The organism is Nicoliella sp. ESL1149 (assembly GCF_058107265.1).
Genome location: NZ_JBYLUE010000004.1, coordinates 383319 through 399110 on the forward strand (window position 1 = coordinate 383319; position 15792 = coordinate 399110).

Annotated in this window: 14 protein-coding genes and 3 pseudogenes; 15 read left to right on the top strand and 2 right to left on the bottom strand. The window is 32.4% G+C overall.

What is annotated here, in order from left to right; genetic code table 11:
* Positions 1 to 38: 38 nt before the first annotated feature.
* The 4 genes from AC3B6G_RS07830 (at position 39) to AC3B6G_RS07845 (ending at position 3902) form a co-directional block, all read left to right on the top strand.
* Complete coding sequence (locus AC3B6G_RS07830) at positions 39 to 1061, top strand: C40 family peptidase (RefSeq protein ID WP_489849858.1); 1023 nt, start codon at positions 39 to 41, stop codon at positions 1059 to 1061.
* Between the two features lie 81 nt (positions 1062 to 1142).
* Complete coding sequence (locus tag AC3B6G_RS07835; protein ID WP_489849859.1) at positions 1143 to 2060, top strand: DMT family transporter; 918 nt, start codon at positions 1143 to 1145, stop codon at positions 2058 to 2060.
* Positions 2061 to 2076: 16 nt separating this feature from the next.
* Complete coding sequence (locus AC3B6G_RS07840) at positions 2077 to 3312, top strand: DUF3290 family protein (RefSeq protein ID WP_489849860.1); 1236 nt, start codon at positions 2077 to 2079, stop codon at positions 3310 to 3312.
* A gap of 407 nt (positions 3313 to 3719) precedes the next feature.
* The gene (locus AC3B6G_RS07845) at positions 3720 to 3902 is read left to right on the top strand and encodes a hypothetical protein (protein ID WP_489849861.1); all 183 of its coding nucleotides are present in this window, start codon (positions 3720 to 3722) and stop codon (positions 3900 to 3902) included.
* A gap of 565 nt (positions 3903 to 4467) precedes the next feature.
* Here AC3B6G_RS07845 and AC3B6G_RS07850 read toward each other — a convergent pair.
* Complete coding sequence (locus AC3B6G_RS07850) at positions 4468 to 6147, bottom strand: glycoside hydrolase family 13 protein (RefSeq protein ID WP_489849862.1); 1680 nt, start codon at positions 6145 to 6147, stop codon at positions 4468 to 4470.
* A gap of 212 nt (positions 6148 to 6359) precedes the next feature.
* Here AC3B6G_RS07850 and AC3B6G_RS07855 point away from each other — a divergent pair, with 212 nt between their 5' ends.
* The 5 genes and pseudogenes from AC3B6G_RS07855 to AC3B6G_RS07875 form a co-directional block, all read left to right on the top strand.
* Positions 6360 to 6635, top strand: coding sequence for a hypothetical protein (locus AC3B6G_RS07855; protein ID WP_489849863.1), 276 nt, complete (start codon positions 6360 to 6362; stop codon positions 6633 to 6635).
* Positions 6636 to 6650: 15 nt separating this feature from the next.
* Entirely contained in the window at positions 6651 to 7016 is a 366-nt protein-coding gene (locus AC3B6G_RS07860; protein ID WP_489849864.1) for a hypothetical protein, read from the top strand.
* Positions 7017 to 7034: 18 nt separating this feature from the next.
* On the top strand, positions 7035 to 7163 hold the full coding sequence (locus AC3B6G_RS07865; protein ID WP_489849865.1) for a hypothetical protein: 129 nt from the start codon (positions 7035 to 7037) through the stop codon (positions 7161 to 7163).
* Between the two features lie 91 nt (positions 7164 to 7254).
* Positions 7255 to 8487: an MFS transporter gene (locus AC3B6G_RS07870; protein WP_489849866.1), complete on the top strand. Its 1233-nt coding sequence runs from the start codon at positions 7255 to 7257 to the stop codon at positions 8485 to 8487.
* A gap of 319 nt (positions 8488 to 8806) precedes the next feature.
* Positions 8807 to 8947: pseudogene (locus tag AC3B6G_RS07875) on the top strand (cysteine synthase A); the annotation flags it as partial.
* A gap of 58 nt (positions 8948 to 9005) precedes the next feature.
* Here the strand turns inward: AC3B6G_RS07875 and AC3B6G_RS07880 are convergent.
* The gene (locus tag AC3B6G_RS07880; protein ID WP_489849867.1) at positions 9006 to 9692 is read right to left on the bottom strand and encodes a hypothetical protein; all 687 of its coding nucleotides are present in this window, start codon (positions 9690 to 9692) and stop codon (positions 9006 to 9008) included.
* A 648-nt stretch (positions 9693 to 10340) separates the two neighbouring features.
* Here AC3B6G_RS07880 and AC3B6G_RS07885 point away from each other — a divergent pair.
* The 6 genes and pseudogenes from AC3B6G_RS07885 (at position 10341) to AC3B6G_RS07910 (ending at position 15622) form a co-directional block, all read left to right on the top strand.
* Positions 10341 to 10814, top strand: a complete 474-nt coding sequence (locus tag AC3B6G_RS07885) for a hypothetical protein (RefSeq protein WP_489849868.1) — start codon at positions 10341 to 10343, stop codon at positions 10812 to 10814.
* Between the two features lie 490 nt (positions 10815 to 11304).
* Positions 11305 to 12690, top strand: a complete 1386-nt coding sequence (locus AC3B6G_RS07890) for an amino acid permease (protein WP_489849869.1) — start codon at positions 11305 to 11307, stop codon at positions 12688 to 12690.
* Entirely contained in the window at positions 12680 to 13594 is a 915-nt protein-coding gene (gene mmuM / locus AC3B6G_RS07895) for a homocysteine S-methyltransferase (protein WP_489849870.1), read from the top strand. Before AC3B6G_RS07890 ends, mmuM begins: the two co-directional genes overlap by 11 nt.
* A 33-nt stretch (positions 13595 to 13627) precedes the next feature.
* Positions 13628 to 14079, top strand: a pseudogene (locus AC3B6G_RS07900) (GNAT family N-acetyltransferase).
* Between the two features lie 231 nt (positions 14080 to 14310).
* Positions 14311 to 14553 (top strand): annotated as a pseudogene (locus tag AC3B6G_RS07905) (SDR family oxidoreductase); the annotation flags it as partial.
* Between the two features lie 31 nt (positions 14554 to 14584).
* On the top strand, positions 14585 to 15622 hold the full coding sequence (locus tag AC3B6G_RS07910; protein WP_489849871.1) for a zinc-binding dehydrogenase: 1038 nt from the start codon (positions 14585 to 14587) through the stop codon (positions 15620 to 15622).
* The last annotated feature ends 170 nt before the right edge of the window (positions 15623 to 15792 follow it).

The following is a 15792-nucleotide window of genomic DNA, read 5'->3' on the forward strand; positions in this document are numbered from 1 at the left end:
TTTAAAGATTACAAATAGAGTTTGAGGGGAGTATTGACATGACAAATTCAAAACTGATTAAAACTGGAATTGTCTCAGTTGGTATCATTGCTGGGGGGTTAGGGTTACAGAACGATGCTAAAGCTGCTGTAAATAATGTTAGAAATAAAGTGAAAAATGTTAAGAACAATACTAATTACTCAGCTAATAAGCAAGTTACATATAACGCTAATAATACCAACACCACTAAGAAACAAAATGTTAATGGTGTAACATATAATAACGTAAAGCCTAAGGTAAAGAAAGTTAAGGTCAATAGATACAAACCTGCTGCAGTTGCAGGTGGGGCTGCAGTAAATTACAGTATTTCTAGTAAAAAGAACTCCACTACTACAAATTCCGGTAAGAGTGATATTTATTCAACAGCCAAAAAGGCAACAAAGATTTCTAAGAAGAATATTAAAAAATACAAAGCTCAAATTAAAAATGCTAGCGTAATGACAAAATTAAAACCAAAGAAAAAGAAGTCAGCTAGTTTTAAATCGCGTGCATTACATAACACAGATAGTGATATGACAGTTAGTTCTGCTGATAAGAGCATGATGACTGTTTCGGATCAAAGTTCCCAATCATCACAAAATTCATCATCTGCAAATTCTAGCTCTAGCGCTGCTGATAATTCAAGTAGTTCTGTTGTTGTTAGTGATAATACTAGTAGTTCAACGATGAAAAAAATAATTAATGAAGGTAAAAAATATCTTGGAGCAGCTTATGAATATGGTGCAACTGGCGAAAATGGTACATTCGACTGTTCTGGTTTTACAAAATATATTTACCAACATTATCATATTTCCCTACCAAGAACCGCTCAACAACAATATGATTCCTTTGAACATGTTGATGCTAGTGATGCCAAGAAGGGTGATTTAGTCTTTTTTGGTTCAAGTGAAAATAACATTAGTCATGTGGGAATCTATATGGGGAACGGTAAAATGATTGATGCTCAAGACCGTGGAGTTATTACTGAAAACGTAAATGCTCCTTGGTGGAATTTGATTGGTTATGCTAGAGTTAGTGAATAATCAATGATTTATTAAAAAGGGTCATATCAGTTGATATGACCCTTTTATTATTTATAAATAATAAAGAAGAGTGTGGATTTTATGTTATTTATAGTAGGCATTATTGCAGGATTTGCTCTTCCAATTCAAACATCAATTAATGCTGAATTAGGAAAAAAAGTACAATCAGCATATTTAGCTTCAATGGTATCAATGGTTGTAGCAGCCTGTTTCATGTTATTCCTTAGTTTAATCACAATGCAGTGGCCAGTTGTGTCATTACAATCATTTCAACGGTTACCAAGTTGGTTATGGATTGGAGGATTACTTGGTGATATTGCATTAACGATCAATGTTTTATTATTACCTAAATTAGGAGCTGTTCAAACGATTATAATGCCATTACTTGGTCAAATCATTGCAAGCATGACAATTGATGATATGGGCTGGTTCCATTCTTTAGTTCATTCCTTTTCAGTTCCCAGATTGTTAGGAATATTGGTTTTGTTTATAGGAGTTTTCATGATCATTAAACCAACTAGTACTTCTAAAGGACAAAATAATAATCATGGAAAAGAGTTATGGCAATTACTAGGGATTGGAAATGGAATTTTACTAGCTATCCAAACAGCAATTAATGGTGCGTTAAATAAAGAGTTTATGTCACCAATTAAAGCAGGGACTTTTTCGTTTTTAACTGGTGGATTAATTATGGTGATCATGGTGGGAATCATTCAACATAACTTTAGGCAACTTGGTAATGTTTTAGGTGCTGATTTTTCGCTATCAATTTGGAGTGGTGGAATTTTAGGAGCTTTATATACCACTGGTAATTTATTTTTAGCACCATTACTGGGAACAGGAACTGCAATTGTTGTGGTTCTATTAGGAAATATGATTGAAAGTACTTTAATTGATGGTTTTGGACTTTTGGGGAATCCCAAACGCCCAATTACCATAAAACGAATTATTGGATTAGTGATTCTACTTCTAGGTGTTCTAATGATTCAAGAATTTTAAAGCAAGGAGCAATTTAATGAACCTATATACTTATCATTATTTGCAACACAACGTTAGTAATGTTAATTATTATTTAATGGCAGCATTAGTCATTTTTATTTTTGTGCTTATCTTTTTTGGGGTGCAATATTTACGTCATCGAACGAATTTAAAATTTAGGGATTTATTTATTCTGGTTTTATTTATTTCATTTTTGTTAATGGGATTACAATGGCATAATGTTGAATTAAGCAGTCAGAATAATAGTCGCCAAACAGCCCATTTTTTGTATGAGATGAGTTTAGCTCAAAAAACACCAATTAAGGATGTAGCAAGTGATTCGCGAGTCCTTCATAATGGGATGACAATTAAATTAAAAAATAAGTTTTATAATGTTAACTTCAATGCTCACAAAACGAGTTATTCTTTGACACCAACAAAAGTTGTTTCACCTAATGCAATCAAGTATAATCCAAAACATCATCCCAGAATTACCCTGTTTGAGGCATCTTATTTAACGTTAGGATTAAAATTACTGCTTGGTTGTGCCATGTTGGTAATTCAAATAAACCTTTCTGGAAAATCAACCTTAGTTCAATCAACTGTTTTGGATCAAATGCAAAATTATGTTTTGGGCAGTTTAGTTGGGGTAATGATTTATTTGCCTAACATTACAATTCTTGAATTTACGATTATATTGTTATTATGGTCAATAATTGTGTTTGCGGTTCGAATTTTATCTCGAAATGTTAGACTGTTCAAACGTTTCTTAATAGGTCATCCAACGAAAGTCATTCGGAACGGCCTTGTGAATGTTGATGCACTATTAAAAAATGGAATGTCAGCCGATGATTTATTGTTCAATTTGCGGGAACATGATGCTGAAGATTTCCGAAATGTTAGGGATGCTGAGTTTGAACGAAATGGGTCTCTAACCGTTCATGTCAAAGATGAAAATGATACCCATTCGGTAATCGTTGATGGGCATCTGAATCATCAAGCACTGGATGAATCTAAGTTATCTATGGATGAACTTGAAGTGCAATTACAACGTAATGGAAAACAGTATAAAATTGATCAAGTTTTCTTAGCTCAAGTTACTGATCGAAAAGTTAGTTTTGTTCTCTATCCGCAAATCAGTAAACATGCAATGAAGCAATTTGTTAAAGAAAACTTATTTAAAGAAGAAAGTCATGAAAAGCGTAAAAAGCGAAATGATGACAGTTTTAAAGATACTCACTATACAAATGGGGGGTATGATGAGAAGTATTAATATAAAAAACATCCTGAAATTATTTACTTACTACTCTAAAAAATTTCAGGATGTTTTTTATACATGATTATAAATATTACTTGTTTCATTTATCTTGATTAATATTACTTTTGTTTTTAACTTGATGTTTAGCTACGGCAGCGTTTCTACCCTTTTCAAAACCCTTTATAAAACTAGAGCGAGCGGATGGATTCATAATACCTTGTCCAACAGTTGTTATTGAAAGGATAATAATTAATAATATAATGTTATTTTTACTGTTTTTTTTTAGGTGTAGCATGATTACTCATTTAACTTCCTCCTTACTTACAATATGTAATAAATTTATTACATTATATCAAACAGTGTATTAAAGTGAAATGACAATATTTAAGACAATACACAAACACAATAGGGAGATATTATTTATGGATAAGGAAGACGTTGCTGAAACAAAGAAGAATTATATTTATAGAAAAGTTAATTCTAACGATTATTTAAGAGGTACTTTAAAACGGGTAAGTGATGGCTATATCACTGGATTAAATGTTGGATACTACTTTATAAAATGTAAACTAGGAAAATTATTCCACATGACTATGATTCATTAATCTACCAATCTCTAAAGCAGGTAAGTGATTAGAAATTACTAGATAACAGTTTGGATAAAATAAAAACCACAACCTATCTTTGAATTTATTCAAGGATAAGGTCGTGGTTTCTAAGAGCATTGATATAAAACAATGCAAGTTAGATATACCCTACTGTGTCGATCTAGCAATCGATATATCATCTCACCCTTGCTAAGAGGTGTGGTGAATCCACATATATGAATAGTAATCTACTATTTCACATATGTGAACTATATAAGTATAACACACTTGTGATATATCACAAGTGTGAATCATTAGAAACGTAATTTGATATCTTATAAAAATTATATTAAGGGTGAACGATGTGTTATATAGCATTATAAGGATGATATTAATCATCATGATGGGAGGCACAATAATCCTGTTATCATTAAGTGGAATATCTAAATACGGAGAAAATAAATTTCTAAAATATTTATTTTTCCTCCTATTAATAATTGGGATATACTTGCTAGCTTTTGCCTTAACTTAAAAAACAAGTCCTCCATTTTAATGATGGAGAGCTTGTTTTTTAAGTTATTTTTTATTTGAATAAGTAAACTTTGCTTTCGTATGGACGGAAAGTAGTTCCTTTATCATCATCGTAGTTACCAATTAATAATTGACCATCTTTTTGATCATAATCACGGGTAAGTTCTTTATCGGTAAAGTTGCTGATTACTAATAAAGTTTGACCTTGATAATGACGTTTGTATGCAAAGACTTCTGTATCATTAATGTCTAACTTTTCAAAGTCACCATAACGAATGATATCGTAGTCATGACGTAATTTAATCACTCTTTGATAGTAACTATATACTGAACCTGGTTTCCCAACTTCTGCTTTGGCATTAATTTCTTTGTAGTTATTATTTACTGTGTACCAAGGTTTAGCATCGGAGAAACCAGCATTTTCACTATCGTCCCATTGCATTAGTGTCCGTGCATTATCACGAGAACGACTTTCAAGGTAGCTAAGCATTTGTTCAGGTTTAGCAATCTTTTCTTCGTCAACGTATTGGTGGTAAGCGTTGATCGATTCAATGTCTTCATAATCAGAAAGTTTCTTGAAATGAGCGTTGGTCATACCAAGTTCTTCTCCTTCATAAACATAAGGAGTACCTTGCATCATGTGTAAAGTATTAGCTAACATTTTGGCTGAAACTACACGGTATTTAGGATCATCATTTCCAAAACGAGAAACGGCACGAGGTTGATCATGGTTACTCCAGTAAAGACTGTTCCAACTTTTACCTTGAAGAGCAAGTTGCCATTTAGTTAATGAAAGCTTTAAATCTTTCAGTGGAACTGCGGAATCATACCATTTACCAAAACGACGGTCAGGATTAACACCTAAACTAACGTGTTCGAATTGGAAGACCATGTTCAAACGACTACCGTCTAGGTTAGCATAGTCGATGGCATTTTCAGGTTCGGAATCAGGCATTTCACCAACGGTCATATCATCATACTTAGAAAGAACTTCCTTGTTCATTTCACTAAGATATTCACCTAAACGGGGACCGTTAGTAACTTGAACATCGACCGGAGAGTATTTTTGGCCTTTCATAACAGGACCATCAAGAAGACCTTCAGGTTTAGAAATGTAATTGATAACATCCATTCTGAAACCATCAACACCCTTATCTAACCAGAAACGCATCATTTTATAAATGGTTTGACGTAGTTTAGGATTGTCCCAGTTTAAGTCTGGTTGACATGGAGCAAAACAATGCAAGTAGTATTGTTTTCTAGCAGGAACATAGGTCCAAGCAGAACCACTGAAGTTAGAACCCCAGTTATTAGGTTCATGGCCATCAACGGGGTCACGCCAAATGTAGAAATCAGCATACTCATTATCTTGTGAAGTTTTACTGATTTGGAACCACTTACTTTGGTCAGAATTATGGTTAACAACAAGGTCCATTAACAACTTAAGACCCTTTTCATGCATTTCTTTAAGCATCTTATCAAAGTCTTCCATGGTCCCATATGCAGGTTGAATGGATTCATAATCAGAAATGTCATATCCATTATCCTTATTTGGTGACTTATAAATTGGGTTTAACCAAATCGTATTTGCACCTAAATTTTTTATGTAATCTAAACGCTTACGAATTCCGTTGATATCACCAATTCCATCATGATTACTATCTTGAAAGCTCATTGGATAAACTTGATAAACGACAGCATCTTTGAACCATTTTCTCTTTCCTACTAACATAATAATTCCTCCAAAATGTTTTATTTAAGTTTATAGTTAAATTATAGGAACTTTTGTTAATTAGGCAAAGAATTTGCCCTCACTGTGAGCATATAAGCAATTTAATTGATATTAAGGATTTAAAATATTAATATTGATTTGTTGTTGTGACAATTTAGATATCATGATTCATATATGTTACAACTTTACAACACAATAGGGGGATTTGTCGTATGTTTGATGAGAAGAAAGATAAGATTGAAAAGCTTCAAAATGAATTAACTACAGCACAAAAAATTCAAGATCAAAATGCAAAGTTAAAAAAGATATCTGAAGCTAATTTAAGTTCATTACTAGAGGCTGTTAATGAAATTATGGATGCTAGTAATGATAATGACCGGACAACTGCTATTAAGAAACAACGAGAAAATATTATTAGTTATATTAGTAGATGTTTGAAAGTTACAAATGATATTGATTCCGATAATCCAGATTTAGAAAGTAAATAAAGGAGATTTTTTAAAATGAATAATTTAGTAATTAATGACGAAATGGTTAATGGACATCATGTATTAAGTTGTATTGTTCAAATTCAGGATGCATCATTAGTAGATGAGACTGATATAAAAGCAACTTTTGCATTGAATAAACATGCTACACCTTTTACGTTAAATACAGTTTATGATAATGAACATGAATTAAAGTACTTATCAAAGAGTGCTGAAAATAAGTTATGGGGGATTCTATCATATTCTCCTGATTTAGATGATTGGTTCAAATTTGATAAATTTGAAATTCCGGCTAAGTTAGATGATTCGAATGTTATTTCTAAAATTGAAGCTAGAGATAGTAAAGTTTATCAAAATTTAGGTTTGCCAATTGTCAAATAGAAAGTAGGTAAAATCACTATGATGAATTCACATAACATTAGTGGTAAAGAATTGAGTAAGTTAAGTAGTGGTGTTCAGTCAACTCGTTATGGTCGAAACATTAATCAAAAAATGGCAATTAAGAAATCTATAAATGAGCATAACTGATAATGAATAGAGCAAAGTATTAACACAATCTTAAGACTGGTAGTACAATAGTGAGTGAATATTAATAAATTCACAATAGGAGTTGTAAGATATGGCTAAGGATAAGAATAGTTGGAACGCTAAAACGTTGTTCCATCGATTTTCAATTTTAGCAGTATCACTAGTTATTACTATTGGTACTGCAATTTCGCCAGCATTACCAGCGATGGAGAAGACCTTTTCAAATTATCCTTCTTCATTAGTTGATACGATTGCGACGATTCAACAAATTCCAGCATTTATTGTTTTATTGTTCTCCGCTTCCATTTCACGGAAATTAGGAATGAAGAACTGTATTGGATTAGGATTATTGATCATGGGAATTTCAGGAGTTATCCCATCGTTCATTCCTAATCTTTGGATTATTTTGCTTTCTCGGATTGTCTTCGGGATTGGAATTGGTCTTCTGAACTCGTTAGCAATTACGATGGTTAACTTGTTCTATAGCGGTGATGATCGTTCCCAAATGTTAGGGAACCGGAGTTCCTTTGAACAAATTGGTTTATGTATTATGAACCTTTCAATTGGATTCATGTTGAACATTAGTTGGCAATTTTCATTCTTATCATATGCAGTTATTTTTGCTGTTTTAGCATTGTTCTGGTTCGTAGTGCCACCATTTACTGATGATGCCGCAACTCAATCTTCTCAAGCTAAAACTAAAAAGAGTGAAAAACCTAAGGTTAACTTCAAAGTTATTACTGCCGGAATTTTCTGTGGAATTCTAACCATGGGAATGGCCATTGTAAGTATTTTGACTCCATCCATTGTGGTTGGTAACAAGATGGGTTCCGCCACTGATGCTAGTTTCGTTATTACCATCTTCACTTTAACTAGTATGGTAATGGGCTTTATGTTTGGTAAAATCTACGATGTGATCAAACGATTCGTCTTTACTCTTGGAGTCATCATGTTAGCCGTTGGAACACTTATCATGAACTATGCAACTACTTTTCCAATGTTGATTGTTTCAGTTATGATCATTGGATGTGCCTTTCCATTAGCTGGAAACTACTTATTCAACTTAATGGAGGTTGCAGCTCCTAAGGGTTCTGATGCTTTGGCTAACTCCATTTTACTTGTTGGTGCTAACATCGGAACTGCTTTCTCACCAACAGTTGTTAACTTCTTAGGTAGTTTTTCCCCATTAGGTGGAATTGCTCCCGGAATTGGAATGTTTGGGTTATTGTTAATCATTTTAATGATTGTTCTTGCTATTTATCAAAGTATGCATAAAACACCAAATGTTTCGAACAAACGAAATAAATATACACTTAACCAATAAAAATTATTTAGCCACTTTCGTTCGAATGAATGAAAGTGGCTTTTGTTTTAAAAAGTATATTATTTTAGTTCTTAGTTGGCTCTCACCAATCAATAAAATAGTGCTTGAATGAATTAAAGTAAAATTGGTTTATTGTAAACAGTTGTAGATTATGATGATATGAACTACTGTAAGGTTTGTTGTTGGAATTTAGCGGTTGACTATGTTATTCATTTTTTCTGAAAGTAGATTCTGATAATCAAGGTTAAGTGAGTTTAAATTATTATTAGTGATATTTTCGAAAAGTGTTAGTAATCAACTGTATTTTACAGTATTACGTTTTATACCTGGAATTTCTTCTGGAGCTAATGTTTATGGAGAAATTGAAATTGCAAAGAAGTTAGGAAAGGGTCATAAGGTAGTGACAGTTGCTCCTGATGGCAACGATCGTTATCTATCAATTGACTTATATAAATTCTAAAAATAATTTAATTGATTATCCAAAAATAGCGACTTACCCAGTGACGGGTGAATCGCTATTATTTTATTAGTTTAATGTCTTCCATAATACTAGTTGCTTTATCATCAATGAATTTAAAATGTTTTTTGATTGATTTAAGATTATCGTTATACTCGTTTTGATTAAATTTACCACTATCATTAATGCGAGAATGGACTAAAGCAATGTTACGAATCTCCTTACTAATTTTTGTTTTCTGCTCTAAAATATCCTGAAAAGCTTTATTAATATCGTTATTATATTTGGGTTTGTGAACAAAAATTACTGTAACAGCATTCCAAGCATATTCATCAATACTATCATTAAGATTTTTCAGTTCCTTTAAGTAATTTGTAACATAAGAACCCATTTCGTCGGGGATTTCAAAGAAAAGAATTTTTTCATTCCTAGTTTTATTAAATGTAGTTGGCATTCCATCTAACCAATTATCAGTTTTTCTAATGGTTTCCTTTATTCTAACTGCATTTTTTCTAATCCGAATAAGGTAATCTTCCTTTTCGGAATGTTCTCTACTCCATCTTTCGATATCAATTTGTTTGTGCATTTGCCAATTGGCAATAAAGTAACTTAAAACTGAACCTAGTGAAGTTCCAGCAAATGTTGAAATGGCAGTGCTGTTAGAAAAGATGAATGCCAACACGATCATTATGACTGCTATGAATACTACTAATAGATTGACATATAAGTTTTTAGTAAACCATTTCATTATCTTATTTTTTCATCTCCTATCATTTATCGAACAAAAATATCCATAAAAAAAGATATTTTTTAATGTTTTGAATTAAATTATTTTATGAACTCTTCTGTTTCAAATGCTGACATTATATTACAATTATTACTTATTCTAATCCTAACATAAGATAATTTATTGATTAATGGTAAATTCATAGTTCTAATTTGTGTATATCGGGTTAGAAAATAAGCGCGGATTACTTAGTAAGATCAAATAATAAAAAACAAATATCAAGAACCAAAATGATTGCATAAAAGATACCTAGTCCAATTTTAAATAAGGTTGAAAAAGTGTTCAAAATCGTATTAAGAATTATAAATAAAGCCACACGATTAGCCTTACTACTAATGTGTCGTTAAATGTTGAATTTATTATACAAAAATTTTAGCTTATTTATCATGATTATCCTTATTAGTTTATTTAGAATTTTCTTAATGACGATAATTATATATGTTACTTAGTTAGAATATCAAATTTAAAATGAAAAACTATCAAGAAATAGTTCTATTATTCTATAATAAAGATTCTAGAAGTTGTTCTTTAAATAATGTAGAATGAAATTGTATTCAGACATTTACTGCTGAATTAAGCAATTCATTCAAAATAGGAGATATATTAAATATGAAGTTACGTAATCTAATTTTTGTTGTAATTGCAATTGTAGGTTTATTTTTTATAGTTAGTAGTGGTGTATCTGCTAATGCAAGTGTGCAACATAATGGACTCCCAAATGCCATCAAAGGTAAGATTTTCAGTAATTATAGTAGTGTCACACATGCTGAAAGAGCTAACAAGAAACTAATGAAAGAACACAGGCCATCTAATTGTTTAATATTGGATGCACGTTATAATAAATATGTAAAAAGTAGTAATGTAATGGATTTCATTGCTATGAATGCTGGTAGGAATACAGTTATAGCAACCAATTATCATAAAAAAGGTAATACTTATTATATTGAGGCTCATAAAGTATTTGGGATAAATAAGCCAACTGAAACAATTAAGCTAACACGTTATAAACATGGCTATAAGATTACAAGTTATGGGCATATTACCAAATGTGCATATCAAATTAGTAAAATTCCTAGATTATAGTTATTTTGATCCAGAATATAATTTATGAAGTTAAGCTGAAATTAAATTACAACAAATGATATCATAAACTACGTTTATGATAAACACTCGTCTTTATTTCTTCATTACTACAACTATTAAATCGCAAAAGATATTAAAGAACCGATAATGAATTTTTTACGCTTAAAATAAGTTTTATTATTATCTCATTATTATACTTGCTACTCAAATCATAACGGTGATATAATCAAAACAATTTAATAGTTTCTCTTTGAAAAGATGAGTAATTTAATTTTGGTGCAAAGCGAGCCTGAGATAGTGAGAGCAGGAAATTGAGATTAAGTGAACGATGGTCTTGGAGAGATAATAAACGAATTAATTAATTTATTACGATATCACTCGTTATAGTGAACTAAGAGATAGATTATTTGATGATTTATAAATTAAGGTGGTACCACGAGCATTTGTCCTTTTAGGACGAGTGCTTTTTTATTTTAGGAGGAAAATTGTAATGGCTGAACCGAAGTTGAATCAATCAATGAAAACAAATCATTTAATTGCTTTGTCACTAGGTGGCGTAATTGGGACTGGAATCTTTATGAGTCCTGGGTACTTCATTCAGAGTGCCGGAGCGATTGGAACCATTTTTGCATATTTAATTGGGGCAATTCTCGTTTGTTTAGTAATGCAGTGTTTAAGTGAATTATCTGTATATATGCCAACAACTGGGGCTTTTCATGATTATGCTAATCGCTTCATTAATCCTGGAGTTGGTTTTGTAGTTGCATGGCTATACTGGTTAACTTGGACAATTGCCTTAGGTTCTAATTTTTTGACGATGTCCCTATTAACTCAACGCTGGTTTCCAAAAATATCAATTTGGAAATTGAGTTTATTTTTGGGGATTATTATATTAGGATTGAACCTAATTAATTTATCTTGGTTCACTAAAAGTGAGTCGTTAATGTCGTGGATCAAAACAATTGCCTTATTGGCATTTATAATTATTGGGGTTTTAATGACTTTAGGAGTAGTGCCAATGGTGAAGCACACAGATGTGTTGCCTCATTTTCGTGAATTGTTTAGGGGTGGAATTTTACCACATGGGGTTGGACCAATTTTAGCAACGATTCTAACTGCTAACTTTGCTTATTCAGGAACGGAAATGATTGGAGTCGCAGCTGGTGAAACTAAGGATCCATCTAAGACAATTCCGGATGCCATTCGTAAAACATTGATTATTTTAATTGTTTTGTTCATCGGGGCAATTATCGTTATGGGAGCGTTACTATCACCACATAGCAAAGCACTAGCGACAAGTCCGTTCGTAGCCATTTTGAATCAAGCGGGAATTCCATATGCGGCAGATGTGATGAATGCCGTATTGATCATAACGTTGTTTTCAGCATCTAATGCCGGAGTATATGCAGCTTCAAGAATGATTTGGTCATTAGCGGATCATGGAGAGATTAGTCCTAAATTAGGGAAGTTGAATCATCACGGATTACCAATTTATGGGCTCTTATTGACCATGTTAGGTGGATTTTTATCATTGTTTTCAAGTATTTATGCAGCACAAACTGTTTATTTGGCTTTAAATGCATTATCAGCTTTTGCAGTTGTTGCCGTTTGGTTGGTAATTGGTTGGGCTCAATTGAATTTTAGAAAACAATATTTAAAGAATCATCAGTTATCAGATTTAAAATATCATGTACCACTATACCCAATAATACCATGGTTAGTAATCATTATTTGTATTGCTTCAATTATTGGAATTGGGTTTGATCCAAACCAACGGATTGCATTGATTTTTGGAATTCCATTTTCAGTTTTATGTTACTTGTACTATGTAATCGTTAAGCCAAAATATAAAGGACGGGATAAAAATGAATTTTAAAGAATGGGAAGCAAAACAACCAGTAGTATTGTTTGATAGTTCAATGGGATTAGGATTGAAGAACTTAGGGTTTGATGTTAACAACAAACTTTGGACTGCTAAAGCTTTGATTACTGATCCAGAAAAGATATATGAAGTGCATAAGAGTTACTTTGATGCTGGTTCAAATGTTACTTCAACGGATACTTATCAGGCGAATGTTGTAGGTTTTATTGATTCTGGTTATACAAAAGGACAAGCAGAAAAATGGATTAAAGAATCAGTTCAATTAGCTCAAAAGGCTCGAGAGGATAGTACAGGGAAACAAGCTAAGTGGATTGCAGGAGCCATTGGACCTTATGGAGCATATTTAGCAGATGGTTCAGAGTATCGTGGTGACTATAATGTTTCTGACAATGATTTTAAAGCTTTTCATATTGATCGAATGAAGTGGTTGATTGAAGCTGGAGTTGAATTATTAGCGATTAAAACAATTCCTAATTTTGATGAAATTAAATCTTTATGTAGTTTGATTAGTGAATTTCCTAATGTTCCTGTTTATTTCTCATGTTCATTAAAAGATGCTCATCATATCAGTGATGGAACGAATTTGCGTGATGTTCAATCTTATTTAGAGCAACAATCATCAATTATTGCTTATGGGGTAAACTGCTTCGATCCTAAATATGCTGATGGCGCAGTGAGTTACTTAAGTCAAACTGCTAAGGGCGATAAAGAAATCTTAGTAGCTCCTAATGCCGGTGCTAAGTACAATCCAAGTGTTAAAAAATGGGGTAAACCAATTGAGAACGTGTATGCTGATAACGCACACAAATGGCATGAATTAGGAGCAAAGTGGATTGGTGGTTGTTGTGAAATGGCACCATCACAGATGAAAAAAGTTCATGATGAACTAGTTAAATAAAGTAACCATGTAATTCTAGATAGGAAGATTAAAATGGAAAATATCACAAAAGTAGTTAAAACAACTGAGCAGTTAACACCACAAGAAGTCGTTGATATTATGAAAGAACGGGTAAAAGTATTCGTTGTAGAACAAAAATGTCCTTATCAAGAAGTAGATGATAAGGATAATAATGCAACGCACGTTTACCTTTTTACAAAATAACCATATTTATTGCTTATACACGGATTGTACCCAATGATGATAAGAATTACATTAGTTTTGGAAGGGTATTAGTCGTTAAAGAATATCGAAAATTAAAACTTGGCCGAAAAATTGTTCAAGCTACCATTGATGAAATTTTTAGACGGATTCCTTCGGCACAAATTAAAATTCAAGCCCAAAATTACTTAAAGAACTTTTATGCTTCATTTGGTTTTAAGACGTCATCAGATGTGTATTTAGAAGATGGAATTCCTCATTTAGATATGATTTTAAAAAGATAAGTAATTGTTGCCATAAATAAAAACGCAACTATTTTTGCTAAATTTTTAATTAAAGGGCAAATATTCATTACATTAATCATGATTCTAAAACTTTCATTTGACTTATAATGTACTATAAACGATATCATATTAAACAGTGATAGATATTGTAGTTGAATATAATGTTGGTAAAAACATTAGAAGGGTTGTGGAGTATGAAAAAAGATGTAATGATCGTTGTTGGTGCTCGTGTTAAATGCCAACGCACCTGGAATTATTGTTACTCCATTAGCTATTGATGAATTTAATGGCATTCGTGGTGATTTTTATAAGAAAATGTTTGCTAAATCACCAGCTGGAAGACCAGGAATTGCAGATGAAATCGCCAATGTTGCTGAATTGTTAATGAATGACAGAGGGGCGTTTATTACTGGATCAACGTTCTTAGCTGATGGTGGTGCAACAGCATCTTTTTACTATGGTAATGAGGACTAATCAATATATATTAAATAGGAGATGTATTTTAATGAAAACAACAGAATTTGTAAAAGCAGGTCAAGTTGCTATTAAAGAAACTGACAAACCAAAAATCGAAAAAACAGATGACGTTATCATTCGGACAGTTAAAACATGTGTATGTGGATCAGATTTATGGGCATATCGCGGTTTAGAAAAGAAATCAGAACATTCTGAAAATACCGGTCATGAAGCAATTGGAATCATTGAATCAGTGGGAAGTGAAATAACAACTTTCAAACCTGGTGATTTTGTAATTGCACCTTTCGTTCATGGTTGTGGACACTGTGAAGCTTGTCGGGCAGGATTTGATGGTGATTGCTTGAACCACTCAGATAATTTTAGTAATGGTGAACAAGCAGAATATATTCGATACCAACACGCTAATTGGGCATTAATTAAGATTCCTGGTAAGCCTGATGATTACAGCGATGCAATGATTAAATCATTTTTAGCACTTTCAGATGTTATGGCTACTGGTTATCATGCTGCTAGAACTGCGAACGTTCAAAAAGGTGATACTGTTGTTGTTGTGGGAGATGGTGCGGTAGGTTTATGTGGTGTGATTGCTGCACAACTTCGTGGTGCTAAAAGAATTATTATTATGAGTCGGCATGAAGACCGTCAAAAATTAGCAATTGAGTTTGGTGCAACGGATGTTGTTGCAGAACGTGGTAAAGAAGCAATCGATAAACTTATGAAAATGACTAATCACGCTGGTGCTGATGCTGTTTTAGAATGTGTGGGAAGTTCATTATCAACTGAAACTGCAATTGGAGTGGCTCGTCCAGGGGCTTCAGTTGGTCGTGTTGGATTACCACATGGTGAAGGGCTGGATCCAAAACCACAATTCTATAAAAATATTTCGGTAGCTGGTGGTCCTGCTTCTGTTACAACTTATGTTAAGAATATTTTATTAAAAGCAGTGTTAGATGGACGTATTAATCCAGGAAAAGTATTTACTGATTCATTTGACTTGGATCATATTAACGACGCCTACAAAGCAATGGCTGAACGAAGAACGATTAAAGCGTTGATAAATATGTAGTAATATAACAAGGACAAATCCGAATTACTAAGTAATTAACTTTAGTAATTCGGATTTTTTATTTTATTAATGCTTAAAAATCGTCACTCAATTGTAAGTTGGAAATTTTATGTTGTTGTAATACCTAAAGTTGAATATAGTTTGTCTAAACTTAGTGAATCACTAAAATC

Excerpts from the sequence above, each read along its gene's own strand:
- AC3B6G_RS07830 (WP_489849858.1), top strand. The coding sequence starts at position 39 with ATGACAAATTCAAAACTGATTAAAACTGGAATTGTCTCAGTTGGTATC.
- AC3B6G_RS07835 (WP_489849859.1), top strand. The coding sequence starts at position 1,143 with ATGTTATTTATAGTAGGCATTATTGCAGGATTTGCTCTTCCAATTCAA.
- AC3B6G_RS07840 (WP_489849860.1), top strand. The coding sequence starts at position 2,077 with ATGAACCTATATACTTATCATTATTTGCAACACAACGTTAGTAATGTT.
- AC3B6G_RS07845 (WP_489849861.1), top strand. The coding sequence starts at position 3,720 with ATGGATAAGGAAGACGTTGCTGAAACAAAGAAGAATTATATTTATAGA.
- AC3B6G_RS07850 (WP_489849862.1), bottom strand. The coding sequence starts at position 6,147 with ATGTTAGTAGGAAAGAGAAAATGGTTCAAAGATGCTGTCGTTTATCAA.
- AC3B6G_RS07855 (WP_489849863.1), top strand. The coding sequence starts at position 6,360 with ATGTTTGATGAGAAGAAAGATAAGATTGAAAAGCTTCAAAATGAATTA.
- AC3B6G_RS07860 (WP_489849864.1), top strand. The coding sequence starts at position 6,651 with ATGAATAATTTAGTAATTAATGACGAAATGGTTAATGGACATCATGTA.
- AC3B6G_RS07865 (WP_489849865.1), top strand. The coding sequence starts at position 7,035 with ATGATGAATTCACATAACATTAGTGGTAAAGAATTGAGTAAGTTAAGT.
- AC3B6G_RS07870 (WP_489849866.1), top strand. The coding sequence starts at position 7,255 with ATGGCTAAGGATAAGAATAGTTGGAACGCTAAAACGTTGTTCCATCGA.
- AC3B6G_RS07880 (WP_489849867.1), bottom strand. The coding sequence starts at position 9,692 with ATGAAATGGTTTACTAAAAACTTATATGTCAATCTATTAGTAGTATTC.
- AC3B6G_RS07885 (WP_489849868.1), top strand. The coding sequence starts at position 10,341 with ATGAAGTTACGTAATCTAATTTTTGTTGTAATTGCAATTGTAGGTTTA.
- AC3B6G_RS07890 (WP_489849869.1), top strand. The coding sequence starts at position 11,305 with ATGGCTGAACCGAAGTTGAATCAATCAATGAAAACAAATCATTTAATT.
- mmuM (WP_489849870.1), top strand. The coding sequence starts at position 12,680 with ATGAATTTTAAAGAATGGGAAGCAAAACAACCAGTAGTATTGTTTGAT.
- AC3B6G_RS07910 (WP_489849871.1), top strand. The coding sequence starts at position 14,585 with ATGAAAACAACAGAATTTGTAAAAGCAGGTCAAGTTGCTATTAAAGAA.